Annotated in this window: 21 protein-coding genes and 1 riboswitch; of the genes, 13 read left to right on the plus strand and 8 right to left on the minus strand. The window is 69.3% G+C overall.

The window, feature by feature from the left end; all coding sequences use genetic code 11:
• Positions 1-66 precede the first annotated feature (66 nt).
• From OOK40_RS28390 to def, 6 genes are all read left to right on the plus strand, one after another.
• Positions 67-732: a sigma-70 family RNA polymerase sigma factor gene (locus OOK40_RS28390; RefSeq protein WP_266487700.1), complete on the plus strand. Its 666-nt coding sequence runs from the start codon at positions 67-69 to the stop codon at positions 730-732.
• A complete protein-coding gene (gene rsrA, locus OOK40_RS28395) occupies positions 729-1,049 on the plus strand; it encodes a mycothiol system anti-sigma-R factor (protein ID WP_266487220.1) in 321 nt (106 codons plus the stop codon). The genes OOK40_RS28390 and rsrA overlap by 4 nt, the downstream gene beginning before the upstream one ends.
• 168 nt (positions 1,050-1,217) lie before the next feature.
• Complete coding sequence (locus OOK40_RS28400) at positions 1,218-2,624, plus strand: HD-GYP domain-containing protein (RefSeq protein WP_266487223.1); 1,407 nt, start codon at positions 1,218-1,220, stop codon at positions 2,622-2,624.
• 47 nt (positions 2,625-2,671) lie between these two features.
• Positions 2,672-3,919, plus strand: coding sequence for an HD-GYP domain-containing protein (locus tag OOK40_RS28405; protein ID WP_266487703.1), 1,248 nt, complete (start codon positions 2,672-2,674; stop codon positions 3,917-3,919).
• 105 nt (positions 3,920-4,024) lie between these two features.
• Positions 4,025-5,005: a hypothetical protein gene (locus OOK40_RS28410; protein ID WP_266487706.1), complete on the plus strand. Its 981-nt coding sequence runs from the start codon at positions 4,025-4,027 to the stop codon at positions 5,003-5,005.
• Positions 5,006-5,064: 59 nt separating this feature from the next.
• Positions 5,065-5,694, plus strand: coding sequence for a peptide deformylase (def, locus tag OOK40_RS28415; protein WP_266487224.1), 630 nt, complete (start codon positions 5,065-5,067; stop codon positions 5,692-5,694).
• A gap of 34 nt (positions 5,695-5,728) precedes the next feature.
• Here the strand turns inward: def and OOK40_RS28420 are convergent, their stop codons facing one another.
• The gene (locus tag OOK40_RS28420; protein ID WP_266487226.1) at positions 5,729-6,697 is read right to left on the minus strand and encodes a GlxA family transcriptional regulator; all 969 of its coding nucleotides are present in this window, start codon (positions 6,695-6,697) and stop codon (positions 5,729-5,731) included.
• 82 nt (positions 6,698-6,779) lie between these two features.
• Between OOK40_RS28420 and OOK40_RS28425 the strand changes: the two genes are divergently transcribed.
• Positions 6,780-7,094, plus strand: a complete 315-nt coding sequence (locus tag OOK40_RS28425) for a hypothetical protein (protein WP_266487227.1) — start codon at positions 6,780-6,782, stop codon at positions 7,092-7,094.
• A gap of 14 nt (positions 7,095-7,108) precedes the next feature.
• Here OOK40_RS28425 and rox read toward each other — a convergent pair whose 3' ends face one another.
• The 6 genes from rox to OOK40_RS28455 form a co-directional block, all read right to left on the minus strand.
• On the minus strand, positions 7,109-8,536 hold the full coding sequence (gene rox / locus OOK40_RS28430) for a rifampin monooxygenase (RefSeq protein WP_266487228.1): 1,428 nt from the start codon (positions 8,534-8,536) through the stop codon (positions 7,109-7,111).
• A gap of 279 nt (positions 8,537-8,815) precedes the next feature.
• Positions 8,816-9,832 (minus strand): ribonucleotide-diphosphate reductase subunit beta, encoded by a 1,017-nt coding sequence (locus OOK40_RS28435; protein WP_266487229.1) that lies wholly within the window; start codon positions 9,830-9,832, stop codon positions 8,816-8,818.
• The gene (locus OOK40_RS28440) at positions 9,832-12,198 is read right to left on the minus strand and encodes a ribonucleoside-diphosphate reductase subunit alpha (RefSeq protein WP_266487230.1); all 2,367 of its coding nucleotides are present in this window, start codon (positions 12,196-12,198) and stop codon (positions 9,832-9,834) included. The genes OOK40_RS28435 and OOK40_RS28440 overlap by 1 nt, the downstream gene beginning before the upstream one ends.
• A gap of 125 nt (positions 12,199-12,323) precedes the next feature.
• A riboswitch (cobalamin riboswitch) is annotated at positions 12,324-12,491 on the minus strand.
• A gap of 335 nt (positions 12,492-12,826) precedes the next feature.
• A complete protein-coding gene (gene mctP, locus OOK40_RS28445) occupies positions 12,827-14,452 on the minus strand; it encodes a monocarboxylate uptake permease MctP (RefSeq protein ID WP_266487234.1) in 1,626 nt (541 codons plus the stop codon).
• Positions 14,449-14,712 carry a DUF3311 domain-containing protein gene (locus OOK40_RS28450; RefSeq protein WP_266487236.1) on the minus strand — a complete coding sequence of 88 codons (264 nt, stop codon included), beginning with the start codon at positions 14,710-14,712 and terminating at the stop codon, positions 14,449-14,451. The genes mctP and OOK40_RS28450 overlap by 4 nt, the downstream gene beginning before the upstream one ends.
• Positions 14,713-15,096: 384 nt before the next feature.
• Positions 15,097-15,861: a GntR family transcriptional regulator gene (locus OOK40_RS28455; protein WP_266487709.1), complete on the minus strand. Its 765-nt coding sequence runs from the start codon at positions 15,859-15,861 to the stop codon at positions 15,097-15,099.
• A gap of 285 nt (positions 15,862-16,146) precedes the next feature.
• Between OOK40_RS28455 and OOK40_RS28460 the strand changes: the two genes are divergently transcribed.
• From OOK40_RS28460 to OOK40_RS28485, 6 genes are all read left to right on the plus strand, one after another.
• On the plus strand, positions 16,147-17,430 hold the full coding sequence (locus OOK40_RS28460; RefSeq protein WP_266487237.1) for an extracellular solute-binding protein: 1,284 nt from the start codon (positions 16,147-16,149) through the stop codon (positions 17,428-17,430).
• Between the two features lie 75 nt (positions 17,431-17,505).
• Positions 17,506-18,501, plus strand: coding sequence for a carbohydrate ABC transporter permease (locus OOK40_RS28465; RefSeq protein WP_266487238.1), 996 nt, complete (start codon positions 17,506-17,508; stop codon positions 18,499-18,501).
• Complete coding sequence (locus OOK40_RS28470) at positions 18,498-19,355, plus strand: carbohydrate ABC transporter permease (protein WP_142213760.1); 858 nt, start codon at positions 18,498-18,500, stop codon at positions 19,353-19,355. The genes OOK40_RS28465 and OOK40_RS28470 overlap by 4 nt, the downstream gene beginning before the upstream one ends.
• Before the next feature lie 10 nt (positions 19,356-19,365).
• Positions 19,366-20,955 (plus strand): glycoside hydrolase family 3 protein, encoded by a 1,590-nt coding sequence (locus OOK40_RS28475; RefSeq protein WP_266487239.1) that lies wholly within the window; start codon positions 19,366-19,368, stop codon positions 20,953-20,955.
• 58 nt (positions 20,956-21,013) lie between these two features.
• A complete protein-coding gene (locus OOK40_RS28480) occupies positions 21,014-22,075 on the plus strand; it encodes an SIS domain-containing protein (RefSeq protein ID WP_266487240.1) in 1,062 nt (353 codons plus the stop codon).
• 341 nt (positions 22,076-22,416) lie between these two features.
• The gene (locus OOK40_RS28485) at positions 22,417-23,889 is read left to right on the plus strand and encodes a PAS domain-containing sensor histidine kinase (RefSeq protein WP_266487711.1); all 1,473 of its coding nucleotides are present in this window, start codon (positions 22,417-22,419) and stop codon (positions 23,887-23,889) included.
• A gap of 160 nt (positions 23,890-24,049) precedes the next feature.
• Here the strand turns inward: OOK40_RS28485 and OOK40_RS28490 are convergent, their stop codons facing one another.
• Complete coding sequence (locus OOK40_RS28490; RefSeq protein ID WP_003953983.1) at positions 24,050-24,307, minus strand: WhiB family transcriptional regulator; 258 nt, start codon at positions 24,305-24,307, stop codon at positions 24,050-24,052.
• Between the last annotated feature and the right edge of the window lie 252 nt (positions 24,308-24,559).

The raw sequence follows: 24,559 nt of genomic DNA on the forward strand, positions 1-24,559 counted from the left end.
GCGGATCGTCGTCTATCCTCCGAGTCGAGCGGGTCCGCATTCGGTCTCGCCACAGCGTTGGAGGAGGTGGGTCCGGTCACTGGGACCGACGCAGGGACCGACGACGGCCAGGCGGGGCAGTCCGAGGAGACGACTGCCGAGCGCAATGCCCGTTTCGAGCGGGACGCTCTCGGCTTCCTGGACCAGATGTACTCTGCCGCGCTGCGTATGACGCGGAATCCGGCTGATGCCGAGGATCTCGTGCAGGAGACGTATGCCAAGGCGTACGGATCCTTCCACCAGTTCCGCGAGGGCACGAACCTCAAGGCGTGGATGTACCGGATCCTCACGAACACCTTTATCAACTCGTACCGCAAGAAGCAGCGCGAGCCCCAGCGCAGTGGCGCCGAGGAGATCGAGGACTGGCAGCTCGCGCGCGCCGAGTCGCACATGTCGACCGGGCTGCGCTCCGCCGAGTCGCAGGCTCTCGACCACCTGCCGGACTCGGACGTCAAGGCAGCGCTGCAGGCCATTCCCGAGGAGTTCCGTATCGCGGTCTATCTCGCCGACGTAGAGGGCTTTGCGTACAAGGAGATCGCGGACATCATGGGAACACCGATCGGGACGGTGATGTCCCGCCTGCACCGGGGCCGCCGTCAACTGCGCGGCATGCTTGAGGATTACGCGCGCGAGCGCGGACTCGTACCCGCCGGTGCGGGGGAGTCGAACAACGCGAAAGGCTCGGGCTCATGAGCTGCGGAGAGCCGCACGAGACGGACTGCTCAGAGGTCCTGGACCATCTCTACGAGTTTCTCGACCGTGAGATGTCCGAGAGCGACTGCACGAAGTTCGAGGTGCACTTCGAGGAGTGCTCGCCGTGCCTGGAGAAGTACGGTCTCGAGCAGGCCGTGAAGAAGCTGGTCAAGCGTTGCTGCGGACATGACGACGTGCCCAGCGATCTGCGGGCCAAGGTCATGGGGCGCATCGATCTCATCCGCTCGGGGCAGGCCGTGCCCGACCACGATGTGACGGTCGCCGGCGCGGACCTCCCGGGTCTCGCCCAGGAGTAGCCGACAAACAAACTCGTACATGTGTGCAGGGTGCGCCGCGATTCTCGCGGCGCACCCTGCTCGTATGTTCACCCACGTGTCACCCGTGGGTGCGAACAGAGCGCATCCGCCCGCCGCTCACCCCTCAACTCGCTAGCCTGGCGCTCGATTTGAGGAGGGGGCTGGGCGGTGACGGCCATACCGACGGCGGCACGTGCGTACATTCTCGGCGTCGTGCTCTGCGCTGCGGCATGCGCGCTGCCGCTGCTGCCCGCCGTGCGGCCCGGCGCCTCGGTGCCCTGGAGCGCGCTGCTGCTGGCCGGTCTGTACGCGGTGTGCGAGATGCCCGCCCGCTGCCGCTGCCCCGGCGACCGGGTGCCGGTCGGCGCAGGGTCCTTCTTCCCCGTGCTGCTCGCCGCGGCCTTTGTGCTGACGCCCCCCGCGGCCGCGCTCGTCGCCGTGCCCGGCGCGCTGCTGGGGCGGGTGGACCAGCGGCCCGCGGGTGTACGGCGGATCTGGCGTGCCGCCCGGCTCTCGCTCGCGACCTGGGGCGCGGCGCAGGCGTATCTGCTGCTCGGCGGCGGGCGGACGCCGCGCGTACCGGACTTTCCGTATGCGCTGCTGCCGGCCGCGGCCGGAGCCCTCGCCTTCTGTCTGGTGCTGACCGCGCTCGACGGCGGCATCCTCGCCACCGCGGAACGGCTGCCCGTACGCAGCGCCTGGCGCGGGCCGCTGCTGCGCTCACTGGCGCCGCACCTCGTGCACGGGCTGGCCGGGCTGATGATGGCGGTGCTGTGGCGCAGTCCGTACGGGCCGCTGTCCGCGCTCCTCGTCCTGCTGCCGATGTACATCTCCTGCTGGATCTTCGTGCAGTACCACCACGAGCTGGCCGCGCATCAGGCGACGATCCGGGCGCTGGTGCAGGCCGTCGACATCAAGGACAGGTACACCCGCGGGCACAGCGAGCGGGTGGGGCGCGCGTCCGTGCTGATCGCGCGCGAACTGAGCATGGACGAAGGGCGCCTGGAGGTGCTCAGGTTCGCCGGGATCCTGCACGACGTGGGCAAGCTCGGGGTGCCGACGCGGGTGCTGCGCAAGGACGGTCCGTTGACGCCGCAGGAGCGGCGGGTGATCGAGCTGCATCCGGAGTACGGGCACGAGATGGTGCGCGGGATCGGATTCCTGGGGGAGGCGCGGGCGGCGATCCTGCACCACCACGAGCGGCTGGACGGCAGCGGATATCCGTACGGTCTGGTGGGGCGGCAGATCCCTGAGTTCGCCCGGGTGGTTGCGGTCGCGGACGCCTTCGACGCGATGACCTCGACGCGTTCGTACAGCCGGGCGCGGCCGGTGGACGCGGCGCTCGAGGAGCTGAAGCGGTGCGCGGGGACGCAGTTCGACCCGCAGATGGTGCAGGCGCTGGTGCGGGCGCTCGCGCGGCACGGCTGGGAGACCTCGGTGACGGCGGACGAGCCGGTCGCGCAGGCGGCGTGCGGAAACGTCCCGCCACAGCCTGAGCCGCAGCCGCAGCCTGTCCGGTTGCCGGTCCGTGGGCCGCTCGCGGGCCGCGACGGTGCGCCGGGCGGACCGGGGTGAGCCCCACGGCCGGGGTCGCCGTTCGCGGGGTGTACGTCGCCGCCGCCCTGCTCACCGGTGGGGCACTCGCCCTGACCCTGTGGAAGGGGCTCGAGCAGCCCGCAAACGCCCTGGCCTTCGGGGCGTTCATCGCCGTCGGGGAGCTGGCCCGCTGGGGAGCCCTGCCCGGGGAGCGCGAACCAGCGCCCCTCGGCGCCGCCGGAGCCCTCGCGTACGCGCTCCTGGGAGAGTGCGCAGGGCAGCCCACGACGCACGGCGTACTGCAAGTCGTCTGCGTCGTCGTCGCGGCCGCGCTCGCCGGTGCCGTGCCTCATGTGGCGCGGGGGAGCGGGCCCGCACTCGATCATGTGGCGCGGCGGGTGCTGACCGTCTCCTTCGCCGCCGCCTGCTTCCAGCCGCTGTACAACTCCGGCGAGTTGGAGCGCTGGGTCGGACACGGGGCGTACTACCCGCTGTTCCTTGTCGTCCTGCTCCTGCTGACCGCCCTGTGCGACGCCGTACTGGCCGCCGCGATGCTGCACGCGCGCACCCTCCCCCATAGTGCCAAGCGCATGGGAGGTGCCGGTGCCCCCATCCCGTACACACCGCTGCTGCGTGAGGAGCTCAGAGCTCTCCTCGGCATCGGTTCGGCCGTCTGCGCGACCGGAGCCGTGATGGCGCTCTCCGTGGCCGTCGCAGGGCTCTGGGCGCTGCCCGTGTTCTGTGTGCCGCTGCTGCTGACGCAGCTGTCCTTCCGCCGGTACGCGGCCGTGCGCACCACCTACCGGCAGACCATCGCCTCCCTCGCCCGGTCGACCGAGATCGCCGGATACACCCGGCCGGGCCATGCCCGCAGGGTGGCGGCGCTCTCCACCGCCGTCGGGCGCGAGCTGGGGCTCTCGGGCTCCGAGCTGACCGTTCTGGAGTACGCGGCCCTGATGCACGACATCGGGCAGCTCTCGCTCGTGGACCCCGTTCCGGAGGGGGCCACCGCCCTGCTGCCTGTCGCCGAGCAGCGGCGGATAGCCCTGCTGGGGGGTGCGGTCGTGCGCCAGACCGGGGTCCCGCCCGCCGTCGCCGTCGTCGTGGAGCTGCAGGCCGATCCGTACCGCGAACAGCCGCTGCCCGCCCGGATTGTCCGCGCCGTCAACGCATACGACGATCTGACCGGGGGAAGCGGACGAACAGCGGGCGGAGTGCTCGGCGCACTCGAACAGCTGCGTCTGGGCACAGGGCGGGACTACCAGCCAGAGGTCGTCGAATCGCTCGCCAGAGTCCTCGCCCGAGGCGGTCTGGCCCCGGTGCCGCCTGGGTAACCCATGGGTAATGAGCGAGCCTCCAGCTCGGCATGGTTGGATGCGAAGGAAGGCACAAAACACGTGTCCGGGGGCAGTGACCCGAGCGACCGGCAGGCGGGAATCGTGAGGATCTTCGGGAAGGTACGGCATCGGCCCTCCGCCTCGTGGCGGCAGGCCACCGACCGCGCGTTCACGCTGATCGGCGACGGCCGGTACGAGGACGCGGGCGCGCTGCTCACAAGGGCGGCGGACCTGGAGCCCTGGCTCTCGGAGTCCTGGTTCAACCTTGCACTTCTGCACAAGTTCCGGCACGACTGGGAGCAGGCCCGCGCCGCCGGCCTGCGGGCCGTCGCGCTGCTGGACAAGGAGACCGGCGCCCCCGACTGGTGGAACGTCGGCATCGCCGCCACCGCCCTGCAGGACTGGCCGCTGGCCCGCCGCGCCTGGCAGGCCTACGGACTCAAGGTGCCCGGCGCTGCCGCGGCGAACGGCGAGCCGGTCGGCATGGAGCTCGGCAGCGCCGCCGTACGGCTGTCGCCCGAGGGCGAGGCCGAGGTGGTGTGGGGCCGCAGGCTCGATCCGGCACGGATAGAAGTGCTCTCGATCCCGCTGCCGTCCTCCGGGCGGCGCTGGGGCGAGGTCGTCCTGCACGACGGCGTGCCGCACGGCGAGCGGACCACCACCGCCGGGCCTTCGTACCCCGTGTTCGACGAGATCGAGCTCTGGGCGCCCTCTCCCGTCCCCACCTGGGTGGTGCTGCTGGAAGCCGCGACCGAGGCCGACCGGGACGCCCTGGAGCAGCTCGCCTCCGACGCGGGCTTCGCCGCCGAGGACTGGTCCTCCTCCGTGCGGCTGCTGTGCCGGGCCTGCTCCGAGAGCCGGATGCCCAGCGCCGAGGGCGAGGGCGAGCACCTGGACCCGCACGACCACAGCGAGCCGGGCCACCCGGGACCGCTGGGCCACCGCACCGCGGGCGATCTGTGGTCGCCGGAGCGCGAGTGCGGGATCGCCGCCCCCGCCGGACTGGTCCGGGGCCTGCTGGACGGCTGGGTCGCCGACAGCCCGGGCACTCGTGAGTGGCGGGATCTCGAAGAAGTCTGCTGACCGCGGGCCGTAGGCTGTACGGGATCGATTCGGGTTCCCAGGAAGGCGCAGAAGCGGCCATGGCGCAGCAGCAGACGGACGAGCAGGTGAACGACGGCTTCGTCGTCGACACGGAGAACTGCGAGGAGCGCGAGCTGGCGTACCGCGAGCGCGGCACGGCCCGCCCGATCACGGTCGTCGGCAACCCCGTGCTCCACAAGGAGTGCAAGGACGTCACCGAGTTCGACGACAAGCTCGCGGCTCTGATCGACGACATGTTCGCCAGCCAGAAGGCGGCGGAGGGCGTGGGCCTTGCCGCCAACCAGATCGGCGTCGACCTCAAGGTCTTCGTGTACGACTGCCCCGACGACGACGGCGCACGTCACACCGGTGTTGTCTGCAACCCGGTGCTGGAGGAGCTGCCGCCGGAGCTGCGCGTTCTCGACGATTCCAACGAGGGCTGCCTCTCCGTCCCGACGGCCTACGCCTCGCTGGCCCGCCCCGACTACGCGGTGGTGCGCGGCCAGGACGCCGAAGGCAACCCGATCAAGGTGCGCGGCACGGGCTACTTCGCCCGCTGCCTCCAGCACGAGACGGACCATCTGTACGGCTACCTGTACATCGACCGGCTCTCCAAGCGGGACCGCAAGGACGCGCTGCGCCAGATGGAAGAGGGCACGCCGCGCTACGAGACCGTCCCCAACAACTGATCCCCTTCCGGGGGGCGCCTGCCGGGGCGGTGCGTCACGCGACGCCGTGCAGCGGGCCCCGGAAGGTGCGGCGGTAGGCGTGCGGCGTGGTGCCGAGCGTACGCAGGAAGTGGTGGCGCAGGGCGGCCGCATTGCCGAAGCCGGCGCTGCCGGCGATCGCGTCCACCGTCTCGTCCGTCGTCTCCAGCAACTCCTGTGACAGCAGCACCCGTTGGCGCAGCAGCCAGCGGTAGGGAGTGGTGCCCGTCTCCTGCTGGAAGCGGCGGGCGAAGGTACGCGGCGACATATGGGCCCGGGCGGCGAGCTGCTCGACGGTCAGCTCGACGTCCAGATGCCGCTCCATCCACGCCAGCACCTCGCCGACCGTGTCGCACGAAGTGCGGGGCAGCGGGCGGTCGATGTACTGCGCCTGGCCGCCGTCGCGGTGCGGCGGCACCACCATGCGGCGGGCGATGCTGTTGGCGGTCTCGGGGCCGTGCTCCTGGCGTACGACATGGAGGCAGGCGTCGATCGCCGCCGCGGTGCCGGCCGAGGTGATCACCGGCCCCTCGTCGACGTACAGCACATCGGGGTCGACGAGGGCCCGCGGATAGCGCTCGGCCAGGGCACGGGCGTGCCGCCAGTGGGTGGTGCAGCGGCGGCCGTCGAGCAGCCCGGCGGCACCGAGGACGAAAGCGCCCGTGCACACGCTCAGCACGCGCGCACCGCGGTCGACGGCGCGGCGCAGCGCGTCGAGCAACTCCTGGGGATACTCGCGGGTCGGGTAGGAACCGCCGGTGGGCACGGCGATGAGATCAGCGTCCTCCAGCCGTTCGAGGCCGTAGGGAGTGCTGATGGTGAATCCGGCATGCGTGTGCAGGACGGGGCCCGCGGCGGAGACCGCCGCGAAGTCGTACACGGGCAGTCCGTCGTCGCTGCGGTCGAGGCCGAAGATCTCGCTGACGACCCCGAGCTCGAAGGGATGCACGTCCTCCAGGAGGACGGCGGCCACGTTTTTCAGCATGGGACCATTGTGGCAGTAATTCGATGATTCATGACAGTCCTGCCACTGACTTTCTTGGCGCACGAGGACGACAGTGGACGGCATGAACACATTCCTCGAGTACCTCTTCATCATCGCCCTCCTCGGGCTCGTCCTCCTTCCCGCACTGATGGGAAACGTCAGGGAGCGGATCGTCGACCGCCAGCTGCGCGAGGCGGAACTGGGCCGGGAGGACGTACGCCGGGCCAGGTTGCTTCAGGCCGAGCTGCGAGAGTCCCGGCGTCGTTCCTCGACCAGTGCTCCGGTCCGTACGCCGGTGCGCACGCCGGTCCCGTCGAGGACGATCGTGAGCCCGAAGTCCACACCCGTCTCCCGCCGGGACGCGGCAGCGGTGAAGGCCCCCTGCAATGCGGAGTAGCGGTCCGTGGGCCGTCAAGCCGATGGTGCGCCGAACCACTTGGGCAGCCGGCCGAGCAGATCCTGCTGATCGTCACCGACCCACGCCACGTGGCCGTCCGGCCGCAACAGCACAGCGGGCACGTCCAGTTCCTCGCTGAGGTCGACGACGTGGTCGACCCGGTCCGCCCAGCCCTCCACCGAGAGCCGGCCGGTCTGGTCGAGCAGCAACCCGCGGCCGCCGTGCATCAGCTCGTAGAGGCGACCCTGCTTCAGCTTCACGTCCCGCAGGCGCCGGCCGAGCAGTTCATGGCCCTCACCGAAGTCGTAGCGGACCCCGATCGCGGTGATCTTCTCGGTCAGGTACCGGTTCACGTCCTCGAAGTCCATCAGTTCCGACACCAGCCGGCGCACTGACCGGGGACCCGGCTCCGGGGACATCAGCAGCATCATCGCGCGGGTGTTGTCCAGCACGTCGGCGGCCACCGGATGCCGTTCGGTCTGGTAGCTGTCCAGCAGCCCCTCCGGCGCCCAGCCGCCCACCTCGGCGGCCAGTTTCCAGCCGAGGTTGAACGCGTCCTGGATGCCGAGGTTGAGCCCCTGCCCGCCGGCCGGCGGGTGGATGTGCGCCGCGTCGCCCGCCAGCAGCACCCGGCCGACCCGGTAGCGCTCGGCCTGCCGGGTGGCGTCGCCGAAGCGGGAGAGCCAGCGCGGCGAGTGCACGCCGAAGTCGGTACCCGCGAACACCCGCAGCTGCTTCTTCACCTCCTCGAGGGTCGGCGGGACCGAGCGGTCCTCGGCCAGCCCTTCGGCCGGTACGACGACGCGGTACACCCCGCCCCCGAAGGGTCCGACGCCGAACCGGAGCTGGGTCTTGCGGACTTCGGCCACCACGGCGGCCACCGTCTCCGGCGGTACGGCCACCTCCATCTCGCCCAGCAGCGTCTCGACCCTGGTGGGCTCACCGGGGAAGCCGACGCCGAGCAGCTTGCGAACCGTACTGCGGCCGCCGTCGCAGCCGACGAGGTAGCGCGAGCGCAGCTGGGTGCCGTCGGCCAGCTCAGCGGTCACCCCGTCGTCGTCCTGGCTCAGCCCGACCAGCTCGCAGCCGCGCCGGATATCGACGCCGACTTCGGTGGCGTGCTCGGTCAGCAGGCGGTCGGTGATGGTCTGCGGGATGCCGAGGACGTACGGATGTGCGGTGTCCAGCCGCTCCGGCGACGGCTTCGGGATACCGGCGTAGAAACCACCGACCGGGTACTGCTGGCCGACCGCGAGGAACCGCTCCAGCAGACCGCGCTGGTCCATCACCTCGACGCTGCGCGCGTGCAGACCGAGCGCACGGACAAACCTGGTCGGCTCCGTCTCCTTCTCCAGCACGAGCGCGTGCACACCGTGCAGCCGCAACTCGCAGGCCAGCATCAAGCCGGTCGGTCCACCGCCGGCAATGATCACGTCAATCATGAAAATCCCCCATTCGATTCGACAAAGCACACGTACTTCGCGAATCCCTGATTTCCGCAGGTCCTGGCTTCGGCTGACGATTCTGCGCCACGACCCGGGTCTTGCCGCAAGGCCCCCTGTGCGCTATATGTTGAAAGTGGCAAGGAGTGGGCAACCTCCTTGCCTTTACTTTTGTCGGTACGAACAACGACGAGGCCGGGCGGATGCACCCCTGCATCCGCCCGGCCGGTTCTCCCGTCCCCCCGTGACGGGAGAGATCTGTGAGGTCTCGAGTGAGGCCTAGAAGTCGTCGTCGAAGCCGACCGAGCCCTCCACCGCCACCTGGTACGCGGACGGACGGCGCTCAAAGAAGTTCGTCAGCTCCTGGACGCCCTGCAGCTCCATGAAGGAGAACGGATTCTCCGAGCCGTACACCGGGGCGAAGCCGAGCCGGGTGAGCCGCTGGTCGGCGACGCACTGCAGGTATTCACGCATCGACTCGGTGTTCATGCCGGGCAGACCGTCGCCGCACAGATCGCGGCCGAACTGCAGCTCCGCCTCGACGGCCTCCCTCAGCATGTCGGTGACCTGCTGCTGGAGTTCGTCGTCGAAGAGCTCGGGCTCCTCCTTGCGGACCGTGTCCACGACCTCGAAGGCGAAGTTCATGTGCATGGTCTCGTCGCGGAAGACCCAGTTGGTGCCGGTGGCCAGGCCGTGCAGCAGGCCGCGGGAGCGGAACCAGTAGACGTACGCGAACGCGCCGTAGAAGAACAGCCCCTCGATGCAGGCCGCGAAGCAGATCAGATTCAGCAGGAAGCGCCGCCGGTCGGCCTTCGTCTCCAGCCGGTCGATCTTCTCGACCGAGTCCATCCACTTGAAGCAGAACTGGGCCTTCTCGCGGATGGACGGGATCTCCTCCACCGCGTCGAACGCGGCCGCGCGGTCATCCGGATCGGGGAGGTAGGTGTCGAGCAGCGTCAGATAGAACTGGACGTGCACGGCCTCCTCGAAAAGCTGACGGCTCAAGTAGAGCCGTGCCTCGGGGGAGTTGATGTGCTTGTAGAGCGTCAGCACCAGGTTGTTGGAGACGATCGAGTCGCCGGTCGCGAAGAACGCGACCAGCCGGCCGATCATGTGCTGTTCGCCCGGCGTGAGCTTGGCGAGGTCGGCGACGTCGGAGTGGAGGTCGACCTCCTCGACGGTCCAGGTGTTCTTGATCGCGTCGCGGTAGCGCTCGTAGAAGTCCGGGTAGCGCATCGGACGCAGGGTCAGCTCGAAGCCCGGGTCGAGGAGGTTCTTGTTCTCGGTTGTACTCATTACTGGCAGGCCTCGCAGGACTCGGGGTTTTCGAGGGAGCAGGCGATCGCGTCGTCGTCGGGCGCGGCTGCCTGCTGCACGGGAATGGTCGCCTGCGACTGGGCGGCGCGGGCGATCCGGGTCGCCGGGCGTGAGCGCAGGTAGTACGTCGTCTTCAGGCCCTGCTTCCAGGCGTACGCGTACATCGAGCTGAGCTTCCCGATGGTCGGCGTCTCCAGGAACAGGTTCAGCGACTGCGACTGGTCCAGGAACGGAGTGCGGGCGGCGGCCATGTCGATCAGGCCGCGCTGCGGGATCTCCCACGCCGTGCGGTACAACGCGCGGACGTCGGCGGGGATCCAGTTGAAGCCCTGCACCGAGCCGCTGGACTCGCGCAGCGCCTCGCGGGTCTGCGCGTCCCATACGCCCAGCTGCTTCAGCTCCTCCACGAGATAGGCGTTGACCTGGAGGAACTCACCGCTGAGCGTCTCGCGCTTGAACAGGTTGGAGACCTGGGGCTCGATGCACTCGTACACGCCCGCGATCGAGGCGATGGTGGCGGTCGGCGCGATCGCGAGGAGGAGCGAATTGCGCATGCCGCTCTTCGCCACCCGTGCGCGCAGGGCGTCCCAGCGCTCGGGCCAGTTGAGCTCGACGTCGTAGTGGTCGGGGTGCAGCACGCCACGGGCCGCGCGGGTCTCGGACCAGGCGGGCAGTGGGCCGTTGCGCTCGGCGAGCGAGCAGGACGCCTCGTACGCGGCGAGCATGATCCGCTCGGCGATCTTCGTGGAGAGCGCCTTCGCCTCGGGGGAGTCGAAGGGCAGGCGCAGCTTGAAGAAGACGTCCTGAAGCCCCATCGCGCCCAGGCCGACCGGACGCCACCTGGCGTTGGAACGGCCTGCCTGCTCGGTCGGGTAGAAGTTGATGTCGACGACCCGGTCGAGGAAGGTCACGGCGGTACGGACGGTCTCGTCCAGGCGCTCCCAGTCGATGCCGTCGCCCGCGACGAACGAACCCAGGTTGACCGAGCCGAGGTTGCACACGGCCGTCTCGCCGTCGTCCGTGACTTCGAGGATCTCGGTGCACAGGTTGGAGCTGTGCACGACCCGGCCGGGCTCGGCGGTCTGGTTGGCGGTGCGGTTGGAGGCGTCCTTGAAGGTCATCCAGCCGTTGCCGGTCTGGGCGAGCGTACGCATCATCCGGCCGTACAGCTCGCGCGCCGGGATTGCCTTGCGGGCCAGGCCCTCGGCCTCCGCCTTGCGGTACGCGGCGTCGAACTCCTCGCCCCACAGGTCGACCAGCTCGGGCACATCGGCGGGCGAGAACAGCGACCAGTCGGCGTCGGCCTCGACGCGGCGCATGAACTCGTCCGGGATCCAGTGCGCGAGGTTGAGGTTGTGTGTACGCCGCGCGTCCTCACCGGTGTTGTCGCGCAGCTCCAGGAACTCCTCGATGTCCGCGTGCCAGGTCTCCAGATAGATCGCGGCCGCGCCCTTGCGCCGGCCGCCCTGGTTCACGGCGGCGACCGAGGCGTCGAGGGTCTTCAGGAACGGCACGATGCCGTTGGAGTGCCCGTTGGTGCCGCGGATCAGCGAACCGCGGGCGCGGATACGGGAGTACGAGAGACCGATGCCGCCCGCGTGCTTGGACAGGCGGGCGACCTGGTGGTAGCGGTCGTAGATCGAGTCCAGCTCGTCCAGCGGGGAGTCCAGCAGATAGCAGGACGACATCTGCGGGTGACGGGTCCCGGAGTTGAAGAGCGTGGGCGAGGAGGGGAGGTAGTCGAGCCTGCTCATCAGCCGGTAGAGGGCGGCGACCTCGTCCAGGGCGCGGGTGCTGTTGTCCTCCGCGAGGCCCGAGGCGACGCGCAGCATGAAGTACTGCGGGGTCTCGATCACCTGACGGGTGATCGGATGCCGCAGCAGATAGCGGCTGTAGAGGGTGCGCAGACCGAAATAGCCGAAGCGGTCGTCCGCGTCCCGGTCGATCAGCGCGTCCAGCCGGGCGGCGTGCAGCGCCACGAACTCGGCCGTGCGGTCGGCGATCAGGCCCTCGCGGTGGCCGACCGCGACCGAGGCGGAGAAGGAGACCGCGCCCTGTCCGGCTGCCTCGTCGGCGATATGACGGGTCAGCAGGCGGGCAGCGAGCCGGGAGTAGGCAGGGTCCTCGGAGATCAGCCCCGCGGCCGCGTCGGTGGCCAGGCTCCGGAGTTCCGCCGCGTCCGAACCGGCGTGCCGGCCGCGCAGCGCGGCGGCGGCGACACGACCGGGGTCGGTGTCGGGCAGATCGGCGGTGAGACCCGTCAGGGTCCGCAGAAGCGCGGTCCCGGGGCCGTCGGCCACCTGCTCGGAGATGCCTGAAGCCGGATCGGCTGGCGCGATGGTCACGTGGTGCTCTCCCTCGCTCGGCTCTGGGCCGGCGGGGGGAGGGGTCACGGGCGCGCGTCAGGGGACGGCTCACCGCGTCCACCGGCCCAACCGCGAGGCCCGGACGTGTCGGCACCCGGTTCGGTCGAGCCGGATGCACCGTCGGCAGGTCTTCGGACTAGTGGGGTGCAACAAAGCGCACCACATCACACCGTTGCGGGACAGTTCCGGATTCGCACCGGATTCCCCTGCGGCGACAGCGAGCATGAGCATACATGTGGGGGCGGGGAGTTGCCGCACCCACCACATGTTGTGTCGGGGCGGCTACGGGGTGCGGGGTGCGCCTGCGGCGGGCTTGTTCCCCACCCCGCCCTCCCCCTACGGCCTGGCGGCCGTGGGAGGTACCCCCATCCCGAACTGGGGGCAAGCCCCCAGACCCCGACGGGGCTCCGCCCCGGACCCGTATGCGACCTTCGGCCGCATGTCCTCAAACGCCGGACGGGCTGAAGTTCCGCCGGTCGGCCTGAATGTTCGGGCCGACCGGCGGAAATCAGCCCCGCCGGCGTTTGAGGCGCGGTCCCGCACAGCCAAAGGGCCGCCACGCCCCCCCCGCCAGGGGACACGGCGGCCCTCGCGCCACGTCAGACCGTCAGTGACCCGCGCCCGCCGTCGCCGACGGCAGTTCCGCCTTCACGTCCGGATCCCCCGCGTCCGCCGTGTAGTCCGACGGCGACGTCTCGTCGACGCCCTCCGGCGCCTTCAACGCCCGCAGTACGAACGTCAGCACCACCGTCACCACCACATTCAGCACGAACGCCGTCAGACCGATGTACCCGATCTCGCCGAAGCCGGGAATCTCCGCCGACGAGCCTCCGAAGTGCTTCTGCGTCGGGCTGGCCACTCCGTACGCCGCCGCCGTGCCGTAGATCATGCCGGCCGCCCAGCCCGCCAGCAGTGCCCAGCGGTGGAACCAGCGGGTGAACAGGCCACCGACCAGCGAGGGGAAGGTCTGGAGGATCCAGATGCCGCCCAGAAGCTGGAAGTTGATGGCCACCGTCTTGTCCATCGTCAGGACGAAGGCCAGCGCGCCGACCTTCACCAGGAGGGACACCAGCTTGGAGACCTGGGTCTCCTGCGCGGGGGTCGCGTCCGGCTTGATGAAGTCCTTGTAGATGTTCCGCGTGAACAGATTCGCCGCCGCGATCGACATGATCGCCGCCGGCACCAGCGCCCCGATGCCGATCGCCGCGAAGGCGACACCGGCGAACCAGTCGGGGAACATATTCTCGAACAGCTGCGGGATGGCCAGCTGACCGTTCTTCACCTTCACGCCCGCCGCGATCGCCATGAAGCCGAGCAGCGCCAGCAGACCCAGCATCAGTGAATACAGCGGCAGAATCGTGGTGTTGCGCCGGATCACGTCACGGCTGCGCGAGGAGAGCGTCGCCGTGATCGAGTGCGGATACATGAACAGCGCCAGGGCGGACCCGAGTGCCAGCGTGGCGTAACCCCACTGGCCCGCCTCCGCCGGTGCCAGCGCGCCCCGTGGCTTGTCCGTCGCCGGGTTGATCTGCGCCAGCGCGTCGCCCGCCTTGGCGAAGATCTCGTCGAAGCCGCCGAGCTTGATCGGGATGTAGATGATCGCCACCGCGATGACGATGTAGATCAGCGTGTCCTTGACGAAGGCGATCAGCGCGGGGGCCCGCAGCCCGGAGGAGTACGTGTATGCCGCGAGCACACCGAAGGCGATCAGCAGCGGCAGGTCCTTGACGAACCAGTTCGTCGTCTCGCCGCCGCCGACGCCCATCACGTCCAGTACGGCCTGGATGCCGACCAGCTGGAGCGCGATGTACGGCATCGTCGCCAGGATGCCGGTGACGGCGACCGCCAGCGACAGGCCCTTCGAGCCCCAGCGTCCGCGGACGAAGTCCGAGGTGGTGACGTATCCGTGCTTGTGCGAGACCGACCACAGCCGGGGCAGGAAGGTGAAGATCAGCGGGTAGACCAGAATCGTGTACGGGACGGCGAAGAAGCCCGCCGCGCCGGCCGCGTAGATCGCCGCGGGGACGGCGACGAATGTGTACGCCGTGTAGAGGTCGCCGCCGAGCAGGAACCAGGTGACCCAGGTGCCGAACGACCGGCCGCCCAGGCCCCATTCGTCGAGGCTGTCGCTCTCGGCCCTGCGCCAGCGCGAGGCCAGGAAGCCCATGACCGTGACGGCCAGGAAGAAGAAGATGAAGACGCCGAGTGCGACGCCGTTCACGCCGTCGTTCACTTCGACGCACCCCCCTTGCGGGCGCGCTGGTCGCGCTGCCACAGCTTGTAGGCGACCACGGTGAGCGCGGTGGAGATGAGCACCCAGAGCATCTGGTACCAGTAGAAGAACGGGATGCCGATGAACGTCGGCTCGGTCTTCGCGTACGAGCCGACCCAGAGCATCGCGACGAACGGCGCGAAGAGGCAGAGGGCGACGATCACGCGCACCGGCGTGATCACTGGTTGTTTCTCGTCCGTCACTTCCGTCACATCTGACATACGGCGGTTCCGTCCCCTCACGTATCACCAGTTGTAATGCGCAGGAAATCTAGGGGAGGGTTCTGACCAGCGTCACCCCCCGTCCGCATATCGGTACGGCAACGACTTGGCGCCAACGTCTCGTCAGCAGGCCGAACCCCGTGGTGAGGTCCGGCCTGCTGACGGTCCGTCCGATCCGAGCGCACCCGGCAAACCCGGGTGGCCGCCGTGTCAGTCCTGTGGCCGCTGGAGCCTCGCCACGCTGCAGTCTCCCGGGGGACAACCCCCGGACCCCCGGCAAACCCGGCTGGCCGAGTGTCAGTCCAGTGGCCGCTGGAGCCTCGCCACGCTGCAGTCTCCCGGGGGACAACCCCCGGACCCCCGGCAAACCCGGCTGGCCGAGTGTCAGTCCTGTGGCCGCTGGAGCCTCGCCACGAACTTGTACCGGTCCCCCCGGTACACCGAGCGCACCCACTCCACCGGCTCGCCCTGCGCGTCCAGCGAGTGGCGCGAGAGCATCAGCATCGGCAGGCCCACGTCCGTGCCGAGAAGCCCCGCCTCGCGCGGCGTGGCGAGCGAGGTCTCGATCGTCTCCTCGGCCTCGGCCAGACGGACGTCGTACACCTCCGCCAGCGCCGTGTAGAGCGAGGTGTACTTCACCAGGCTGCGGCGCAGTGCCGGGAAGCGCTTGGCCGAAAGGTGCGTCGTCTCGATCGCCATCGGCTCGCCGCTCGCGAGCCTCAGCCGCTCGATCCTCAGCACCCGCCCGCCGGTCGAGATGTCCAGCAGTCCGGCCAGCGTGTCGTCGGCCGTGACATAGCCGATGTCCAGCAGCTGCGAGGTGGGCTCGAGGCCCTGGGCCCGCATGTCCTCGGTGTACGAGGTGAGCTGGAGGGCCTGCGAGACCTTGGGCTTGGCCACGAAGGTGCCCTTGCCCTGGATGCGCTCCAGTCGGCCCTCGACGACCAGTTCCTGAAGCGCCTGGCGCACCGTGGTGCGCGAGGTGTCGAACTCGGCCGCGAGTGTGCGCTCCGGCGGCACGGGCGTGCCGGGCGGAAGCGTTTCGGTCATGTCGAGCAAGTGGCGCTTGAGCCGGTAGTACTTGGGCACGCGCGCGGTACGGGCCACTGCCCCGCCCTCGGCTTCGGTGCCGCCCCCGTCCGTGGCCATGGCCCGCCTTCCCGACTCCTGTGCTGCTGCCGTCACCGGCTCCTCCGTCTGTTGCGGCTCACATGGTGGCACGGGCACGGTCACGGGTCCTCGCCTGCCCTCAGGTGTCGGTCCGATAACGGACGCGACAGCCCTTCTTATACACCCTTGACACCCCTAAAGGTCTAGGCCAAGCTCCGGGTACTGGTCTAAACCATTAAAGACCAGGTCCCAGCCCCACGAGCAGTACTCGTCGTATGTCTTCGCGGTGGGCGGGGGGTTGCAGGCATCCCTGAGGAGGGTGACGTGAAGCGCAAGCTCATCGCGGCGGTAGGCGTCGCGGGCATGATGATCGGTCTGGCGGCCTGTGGCGATTCGGACAAGGGCGGGGACAAGGCCGGCGGCGGCGACGCCAAGGAACTGACCGTCTGGCTCACGGTCGACGCGCAGAACAACTGGCCCGATCTGGTGAAGGCCGCCGACGCGGCGGTCGTCAAGAAGCACCCGGGCATCAAGATCAAGCACGAGTACTACGGCTGGCCGGACAAGAACGCCAAGCTCGACGCCGTACTCGCCACGGACAAGGCTCCGGACGTGGTCGAGATGGGCAACACCGAGATGCTCGGCTACATGACCAAGGGCGCCTTCGCCGAGGTCGACCCGAAGAAGTTCGAGCAGTCGGACGCGTGGCTGGACGGCCTGAAGGAGTCCGTCACGTACGAGGGCAAGACCTACGGCGTGCCGTACTACGCCGGTGGCCGAGTCGGCACCTGGCGCAAGGACATCGCCGCCGAGGCCGGCGTGAAGGCCGCCCCCAAGACGTACGCGGAGCTCACCGCCGCCCTGGACAAGATCCAGGAGAAGAAGGGCGACAAGTTCAGCGCCTGGTACCAGCCGTCGCCCGACTGGTACGCCGCGATGTCCTTCGTGTACGACGCCGGTGGCTCCATCGCCAAGAAGGACGGCGACAAGTGGAAGGCCAACCTCTCCTCGCCCGAGTCCCTCAAGGGCCTCAATGAGTACAAGTCGATCCTCGACAAGTACATGCACGGCGACAAGACGAAGGACGAGGCCGACCGTCCGGTCGTCTTCGGCCAGGGCAAGTCCGCGACCATCTTCAGCGCGGCCTGGGAGGGTGGCACCGCCGCCGCCCCGGAGAACGACAAGGTTGGCAAGCTCGCCGACAAGATCGAGAACTTCGTGATGCCCGGCCCGAACGGCAAGGCCCTCCCGGTCTTCCTCGGCGGCTCCGACCTGGCCGTCCCGGTCAAGTCCAAGGCGCAGGACGTCGCGGCCGAGTGGATCAACGCCTTCACCGGCGCCCAGGGCCAGAAGGGTCTGCTCGCCAAGGGCAACCTGCCCAACAACAAGACGGACCTCGCGACCCTGAAGAACGACCCGAAGACGGTGGTCCCGGCCACCGCCGCCGAGTCCAACTGGTTCGTCCCCATGGCACCGGGCTGGGGTCAGGTCGAGAAGGCCCAGACCCTCAAGACCATGCTGCAGGAGATCGGCACCGGCAAGAAGTCTGTCGCTGACGCCGCGAAGGCCGCGGACGCCGCGATCGACAAGGTCATCAACACCAAGTGACCTGTGGGCAGGGCCCCGTCACCGCGACGGGGCCCTGCCTTTCGTACCGGGAGAGGGACTGCTGAGGAGCACGGGATGAGTGCCGCAGAGACAACCACCGCCACGGCGCCGCCGACGCGGCCGTCGCCACCACCGGGGACCGGCGCAGCCACCCCCGCGAAGCCCGGCAGAAAGCGGACCAGAGGCGGGACGGGAGTGCCCTGGCTGCTGCTCGCGCCCTGCCTGCTCATCCTGCTGCTCGTCCTCGGCTATCCGCTGGTACGGCTGGTCACCCTCTCCTTCCAGAAGTTCGGCCAGCCCCAGCTGTGGGGCTTCAAGGACCCGGAGTCGGTCGGCTTCGGCAACTTCACCAAGATCCTCGGGGACAGCGAGTTCTGGACGGTCGTCGTACGGACCGCCGTCTTCGCCTTCAGCGCCGTGGTCCTGACCATGGTCATCGGCATGCTGGTCGCCCTGCTGCTGCAGCGTGTCTCCGGCTGGGTGAAGACCCTGATCAACATCGCGCTGGTGGCGAGCTGGGGCATGCCCATCATCGTCGCCACCGCGATCTTCAAATGGCTTTTCGACGCCGACTACGGCGTCCTCAACTGGCTGCTCTCCCGGCTGCCTGGGGTCGACATGATCGGCCACAACTGGTTCGCCAGCGGCCCCCAGGGCCTCGCCGTGATCATCCTGCTGGTGGTCTGGGGCGCCGTGCCCTTCGTCGTGATCACGCTCAGCGCCGGCCTCACGCAGGTGCCCAAGGAGCTCGAAGAGGCCGCCCGGCTCGACGGCGCGGGTGCCTGGGGCGTCTTCCGCTTCGTCACCCTGCCGATCCTCAAGCCCATCATCGTGATGCTGACGACGCTCTCGGTGATCTGGGACATGGGCGTGTTCCCGCAGGTCTTCGTGATGCGCAACGGCCATCCCGAGGCGGAGTTCCAGCTGCTCACCACGTACTCGTACGACAAGGCGTTCGTCGTCAACGACTACGGAACCGGCTCGGCGATCGCGCTCGTCACGGTGATCCTGCTGCTCGGTGTGGTCGCGGTCTACATGCGCCAGATGCTCAAGATCGGAGAGGTGGAGTGACTTCGACCGCCGCGGCCCCTGCCGCCACCCGCCGTCCCAGGAAGAGCCGGCTCGGCTGGAATCTGCTCGGCCTCCTCGTCTTCGTCACCGCGGGCTTTCCGGTCTACTGGATGCTGAACACGGCGTTCAAGCCCGCCAAGGACGCGATCGACCCCGATCCGCACTTCTTCCCCAACGTCTTCACGACGGACAACTTCCGTCGCGCCCTGGACATCGCCGACTTCTGGGGACCGGTCGGACGCAGCCTGACCGTCTCGCTCGTCGTGGTCGTCATCGGCATCGCGGTCGGCATGCTCGCCGCGCTCGCGATATCCCGCTTCGCCTTCCGCGGCCGCAAGATCGTGATCGTCGGCATCCTCGCGGTTCAGATGATCCCGCTGGTCGCCATGATCATCCCGGTCTTCCTGCTGCTGAACGACCTCGGTCAGTACGACAGGCTCACGGGCCTGATCATCACGTACCTGACCTTCATCCTGCCCTTCACCGTGTGGACGCTGCGCGGATTCATCGTCAACATCCCCAAGGAGCTCGAGGAGGCGGCGATGGTCGACGGCTGCACCCGCACCGGCGCCTTCGTCCGCGTGGTCTTCCCGCTGCTCGCCCCGGGCATGGTGGCCACCTCGGTGTACGGCTTCATCCAGGCGTGGAACGAGTACCTGTACGCACTGATGCTGATGAGCCAGCAGAACCAGACCGCCACCGTGTGGCTGGGCAACTTCACCACCAAGAACGGCACCGAGTACGCCCCGATGATGGCGGGCGCCACGATGATGGCCATCCCCATCGTGATCCTCTTCCTCCTCGTCCAGCGCAAAATGGCCGCGGGTCTGACGGCCGGCGCAGTGAAGGGATGACGCCGTCCCCATGACAACTCTCGTACGCACAGACACCCTGACGCGCGACGCCCTCGCCGTCCTCCAGCCGGGTTTCGTCGGAACCACCGCCCCCGACTGGCTGCTGCGCCGGATCGGCGAAGGCCTCTCGGCCGTCGGCCTGTTCGGCCGTAATATCCTCTTCCCGGATCAACTGGCCCGCCTCACCGCACAGTTGAGGGCCGAGCGGGACGACGTGCTCGTCGCGATCGACGAGGAGGGCGGAGACGTCACCCGCCTGGAGGTACGCACCGGCTCCTCCTTCCCCGGCAACTACGCGCTGGGCACGGTGGACGACACGGACCTCACCCGGGCCGTCGCCCGCGAACTGGGCCGCAGGCTGGCCGAATGCGGGGTCGACCTCAACTGGGCGCCGTCCGCGGACATCAACTCGAACCCGGACAATCCGGTCATCGGTGTACGGTCCTTCGGCGCCGACACCGCGCTCGCCGCCCGCCACACCGTCGCGTACATCGAAGGTCTCCAGGCCGCCGGAGTCGCCGCCTGCACCAAGCACTTCCCCGGACACGGCGACACCAACGTGGACTCCCACCACGCGCTGCCCCGGATCGATGTCGATCTCGACACGCTGCACGCCCGTGAGCTGGTGCCTTTCCGCGCGGCGATCGCGGCGGGTTCCAAAGCGGTGATGAGCGCGCATATCCTGCTTCCCGCGCTCGACCCTGATCGCCCGGCGACACTGAGCCCGCAGATCCTCACCGGTCTGCTGCGCGAAGAGCTGGGCTACCAGGGCCTGATCGTCACCGACGGCATGGAGATGCAGGCCATCTCGGCGGTGTACGGCATCGAGCGCGGCTCCGTCCTCGCGATCGCCGCGGGTGCCGACGCGATCTGCGTCGGCGGCGGCCTGTCCGACGAGGAGACCGTACTGCGACTGCGCGACGCGCTGGTCACGGCGGTACGGGACGGCGAACTGCCCGAGGAGCGACTGGCCGACGCGGCCGCGCGGGTGCGCGCGCTCGCCGACTGGACGCGACGGGCCAGGGGGGCCGCAGCGGAGCCGGGCGCGGCTTCGGAGGTGGGGGTCCCCCCGGCGAAGCCAGGGGGAGGGACCGCGCCCGGCACCGACACCGGACTGGCCGACACCGGACTGACGGACATCGGTCTGGTCGCCGCGCGGCGGGCCCTGCGGGTGAGGGCGGCGGAGCCGTTCACACCCCTCACGAGCGCCCCGTACGTCGTGGCTCTCACCCCCGTCGCGAACATCGCCGTGGGGGACGAGACTCCCTGGGGCGTGGCGGCCGAGCTGGCCGCGATCCTGCCGGGCACGACGACCGACACCTATGCCGCCGCGACCGATGTGTCGCCCCTGGTGGCACAGGTGCTGGGTGCCGCGGGTGACCGTAGGATCGTCGCTGTAGTGCGCGACGTTCACCGCCACCCCTGGATGGCGGACGCCCTGGACGCCCTAATCGCGGCCCGTCCCGACACGGTCGTGGTCGAGATGGGGCTGGACCGGGCCGAGCCGAGGGGGGCCCTGCACATCGCGACCCATGGCGCCGCCCGCGTCTGCGGACGGGCCGCCGCGGAGGTCATCACCGGCAAGGGCGCCGGAGCCTGACCGACGCGAACCGCGCGGTACCGGGCCGGCCTGTCCGTCCCGGCACAGGGAATGCCACATGGAGGCACCTCGCATGTCCGGAAAGCCGGGCGGGATCATGGCCGGTGAGATGGCGGAGCAGCCGATGGTGCTGCGCCGCATCCTGGAGCAGGGCGCGCCGAGGATCCGCGAGGTGGCGGCGGCGATCGCGGCGCGGGGCCCGCGCTTCGTGCTGCTCACCGCGCGCGGCACGTCCGACAACGCCGCGCTGTACGCGAAGTATCTGCTCGAGATCCGGCTCGGTCTGCCGTGCGGGCTGACCTCCATGTCCACGACGACGGCGTACGGCGCGCGGCCCGACCTGACGGACGTTCTGGTCATCACGGTCAGCCAGTCCGGAGGCTCGCCGGACCTGGTCGCCTCGACGAAGGCGGCGCGCGAGGGGGGCGCGATCACGCTCGCGGTCACGAACAACCCCAACTCCCCGCTGGTGGCGGTCTCCGAGTTCCACATCGACATCCTGGCCGGTCCCGAGAAGGCGCTTCCGGCCACGAAGACGTACACGGCGTCGCTGCTCGCGCTCTATCTGTTCGTGGAGGGTCTGCGGGGCGGTGACGGCGCGGCGGCGAAGGTCCTTCCCGACCTGGCCTCGCAGGTCCTTGCCCGCCAGGACGAGGTACGGCACCTGGCCTCCCGCTACCGCTTCGCCGAGCGGATGGTGATCACGTCGCGGGGTTACGGCTACCCCACGGCGAAGGAGGCCGCGCTGAAGCTGATGGAGACGAGCTACATCCCGGCGCTCTCGTACTCCGGCGCGGACCTGCTGCACGGTCCGCTGGCGATGGTGGACAACATCTCCCCGGTCATCGCGGTGGTCACCGACGGCAAGGGCGGCGAGGCGCTCCAGCCGGTCCTGGACCGCCTCCGCGGCCGCGGCGCGGACCTCGTGGTGGTGGGCCCGGCTCCCCAGGCTGAGGCGGCCTCTGCGGGCTTCGTCCTGCCGACGGAGGGCGTCCCGGAGGAGCTCCAGCCGATTCTGGAGATCCTGCCGCTGCAACTGCTGGCGTACGAGGTGACGATCGCCCGGGGCCAGGATCCGGACGCGCCGAGGGCGCTGGCCAAGGTGACGGAGACGCACTGAAACCCGCGGGCCGCGGCGCCTGACGGGACCCTCAACCCGTCCGGCACCGCAGCCCGGAGTCGCTCCGGCCGGCAGGTGTGCGGTCCCGCGCGGCCGGGTGGAGGTCTCGGCGCAGTCAGGGCAGAGAGCGCCGTGGACCTCGGTCCACCCTCCTGTGCGGGGAGGGCGGAGGTATCAGGATCCGGGGGTCGCCCTCCGGAGTCGTACAGCTTGATTCATTGTGGACTAGACCATTCTTCACTGTCCATCCATTTGCAGAGCATAGTTCTCGTCCCATCCTGCGGCACGGGCGGGCAGCCCGACCGGTTCACCCCGCAGGTACGCTCGCAGTTGTGCCCTCCATGAACGACCTCGTACGCCAGCACACAGCCCTGAGTGAATCCGACCTCGAGTGGCTCCATCTGCTGGTCTCGGAGTGGCAGCTGCTCTCCGACCTCTCCTTCGCCGACCTCGTCCTGTGGGTCCCCACCCTCGACGGCACCCGCTATGTCTCCGTGGCCCAGATGCGGCCGAACACCGGCCCCACCTCCTATCAGGACGACATGGTCGGCCATCTCGTTCCCCGCGGCCGGCGCCCGCTGCTCGACGCCGCGCTCGACGAGGGGCGGATCGTGCGCGAGGGCGACCCGGAGTGGCGCGAGGAGGTTCCGGTACGGGTCGAGTCCATCCCCGTACGCCGAGAGGGCCGCGTCCTCGGAGTCATCGCCCGCAACACGAATCTGCTGACGGTGCGGACCCCGTCCCGGCTGGAGCTCACCTACCTCCAGTCCGCGTCCGACCTCGCCCAGATGATCGCCGCGGGCTCCTTCCCCTTCCCCGGCCAGCAGGTCGACATGGACGCGTCCCCGCGCGTCGGCGACGGGCTGATCCGCCTCGACGCCGACGGCGTCGTCCAGTACGCGAGCCCCAACGGCCTCTCCGCGTACCACCGCCTCGGCCTCGCCTCCGACCTCGTCGGACACCACCTCGGCCAGACCACCGCCGAACTCGCCCCCTCCCGCGGCCCGGTCGACGAGGCCCTGGTCAAACTCGTCAGCGGTTACGCGCCCCGCGAGACCGAGGTCGAGGGCAACGACGGCGTCATCCAGCTGCGTACCATCCCGCTCAAGCCCAAGGGCACCCACATCGGTTCGCTCGTACTGCTGCGTGACGTCACCGAACTGCGCCGCCGCGAGCGCGAGTTGATCACCAAGGACGCCACCATCCGGGAAATCCACCACCGGGTGAAGAACAACCTTCAGACGGTGGCCGCGCTGCTGCGGCTCCAGGCTCGGCGGATGGATTCCGTCCGTGGCCGCGAAGCGCTCAACGAGGCGGTGCGGCGCGTCGGTTCGATCGCGATCGTGCACGAGACGCTCTCCCAGAACCTGGACGAGCGCGTCGAGTTCGACGAGATCGCCGACCGGGTCATCGCGATGGTCGCCGAGATCTCCCCGGGCAAGGTCGCCTGCCGCCGTACGGGCCGCTTCGGCATTCTGGACGCCGAGGTCGCGACCCCGCTGTCGATGGTCCTGACAGAGGTGCTGCAGAACGCCCTGGAACACGCCTTCGCGCAGGGGGAACACGGCTCGGTCGAGGTCGCGGCCGTACGCAGTGACCAGCGCACCGAGGGTCGGCTGCTGATCACTGTGCAGGACGACGGCTGCGGACTGCCCGAGGGCTTCGACGCCCAGCGGGCCGGGAATCTCGGCCTGCAGATCGTACGGACCCTGGTGGAAGGGGAGTTGGGCGGCGGCTTCGACATGGTGCGGGTGCCGGAGCCGGGGCGGGGCACGCGGGTCGTGCTCGACATCCCGGTCCAGGGCGACAAATAAGCGATGAGCCCCGGACCGTGGAACGGTCCGGGGCTCGAAGCTTGTGTTTGCTCACGCTGCGATTGCGATGCGCATCGGGGGCACTGCGCGCTGCGGCTCGGGGGCGGTGAGTGCGTACTCTCTGTACGCGCCGCCAGAGCTCAGGCTCGTATCAGGGGCTTCAGGCGCTGGCGTTACGCGCCCGGTTGCGAGCGGCACGGCGCTTCATAGCGCGGCGCTCGTCCTCGCTGAGGCCACCCCAGACGCCGGAGTCCTGGCCGGACTCGAGCGCCCACTGCAGGCACTGCTCCATGACGGGGCAGCGACGGCAGACGGCCTTGGCTTCCTCGATCTGCAGCAGCGCAGGACCAGTGTTGCCGATGGGGAAGAAGAGCTCGGGGTCTTCCTCGCGGCAAACGGCGTTGTGACGCCAGTCCATGGCTGCTACCTCTCCTTGGTATTACATGCAGGTTGCTTGTGAATGTGAACGCTTTCACGAATCCCCCCGCAAGGGAAGGGCCGACTGCCAGTTGCACTGGCGTGGTCCTGAAGTTCTGAGGAGGGGTTCTGGCGGTCTGTGGGGCCGATGTTGCGGGCCGTCCCGATCGCCATGTAGAGATTCGCAAACCTCGGCGGCGGATACAACCCCTTCCGGAAACTTTTTTTTGATTCCTCGGTGTCGACTAGGTCA

It is taken from the genome of Streptomyces sp. NBC_01481, assembly GCF_026339995.1.
GTDB lineage: Bacteria > Actinomycetota > Actinomycetes > Streptomycetales > Streptomycetaceae > Streptomyces.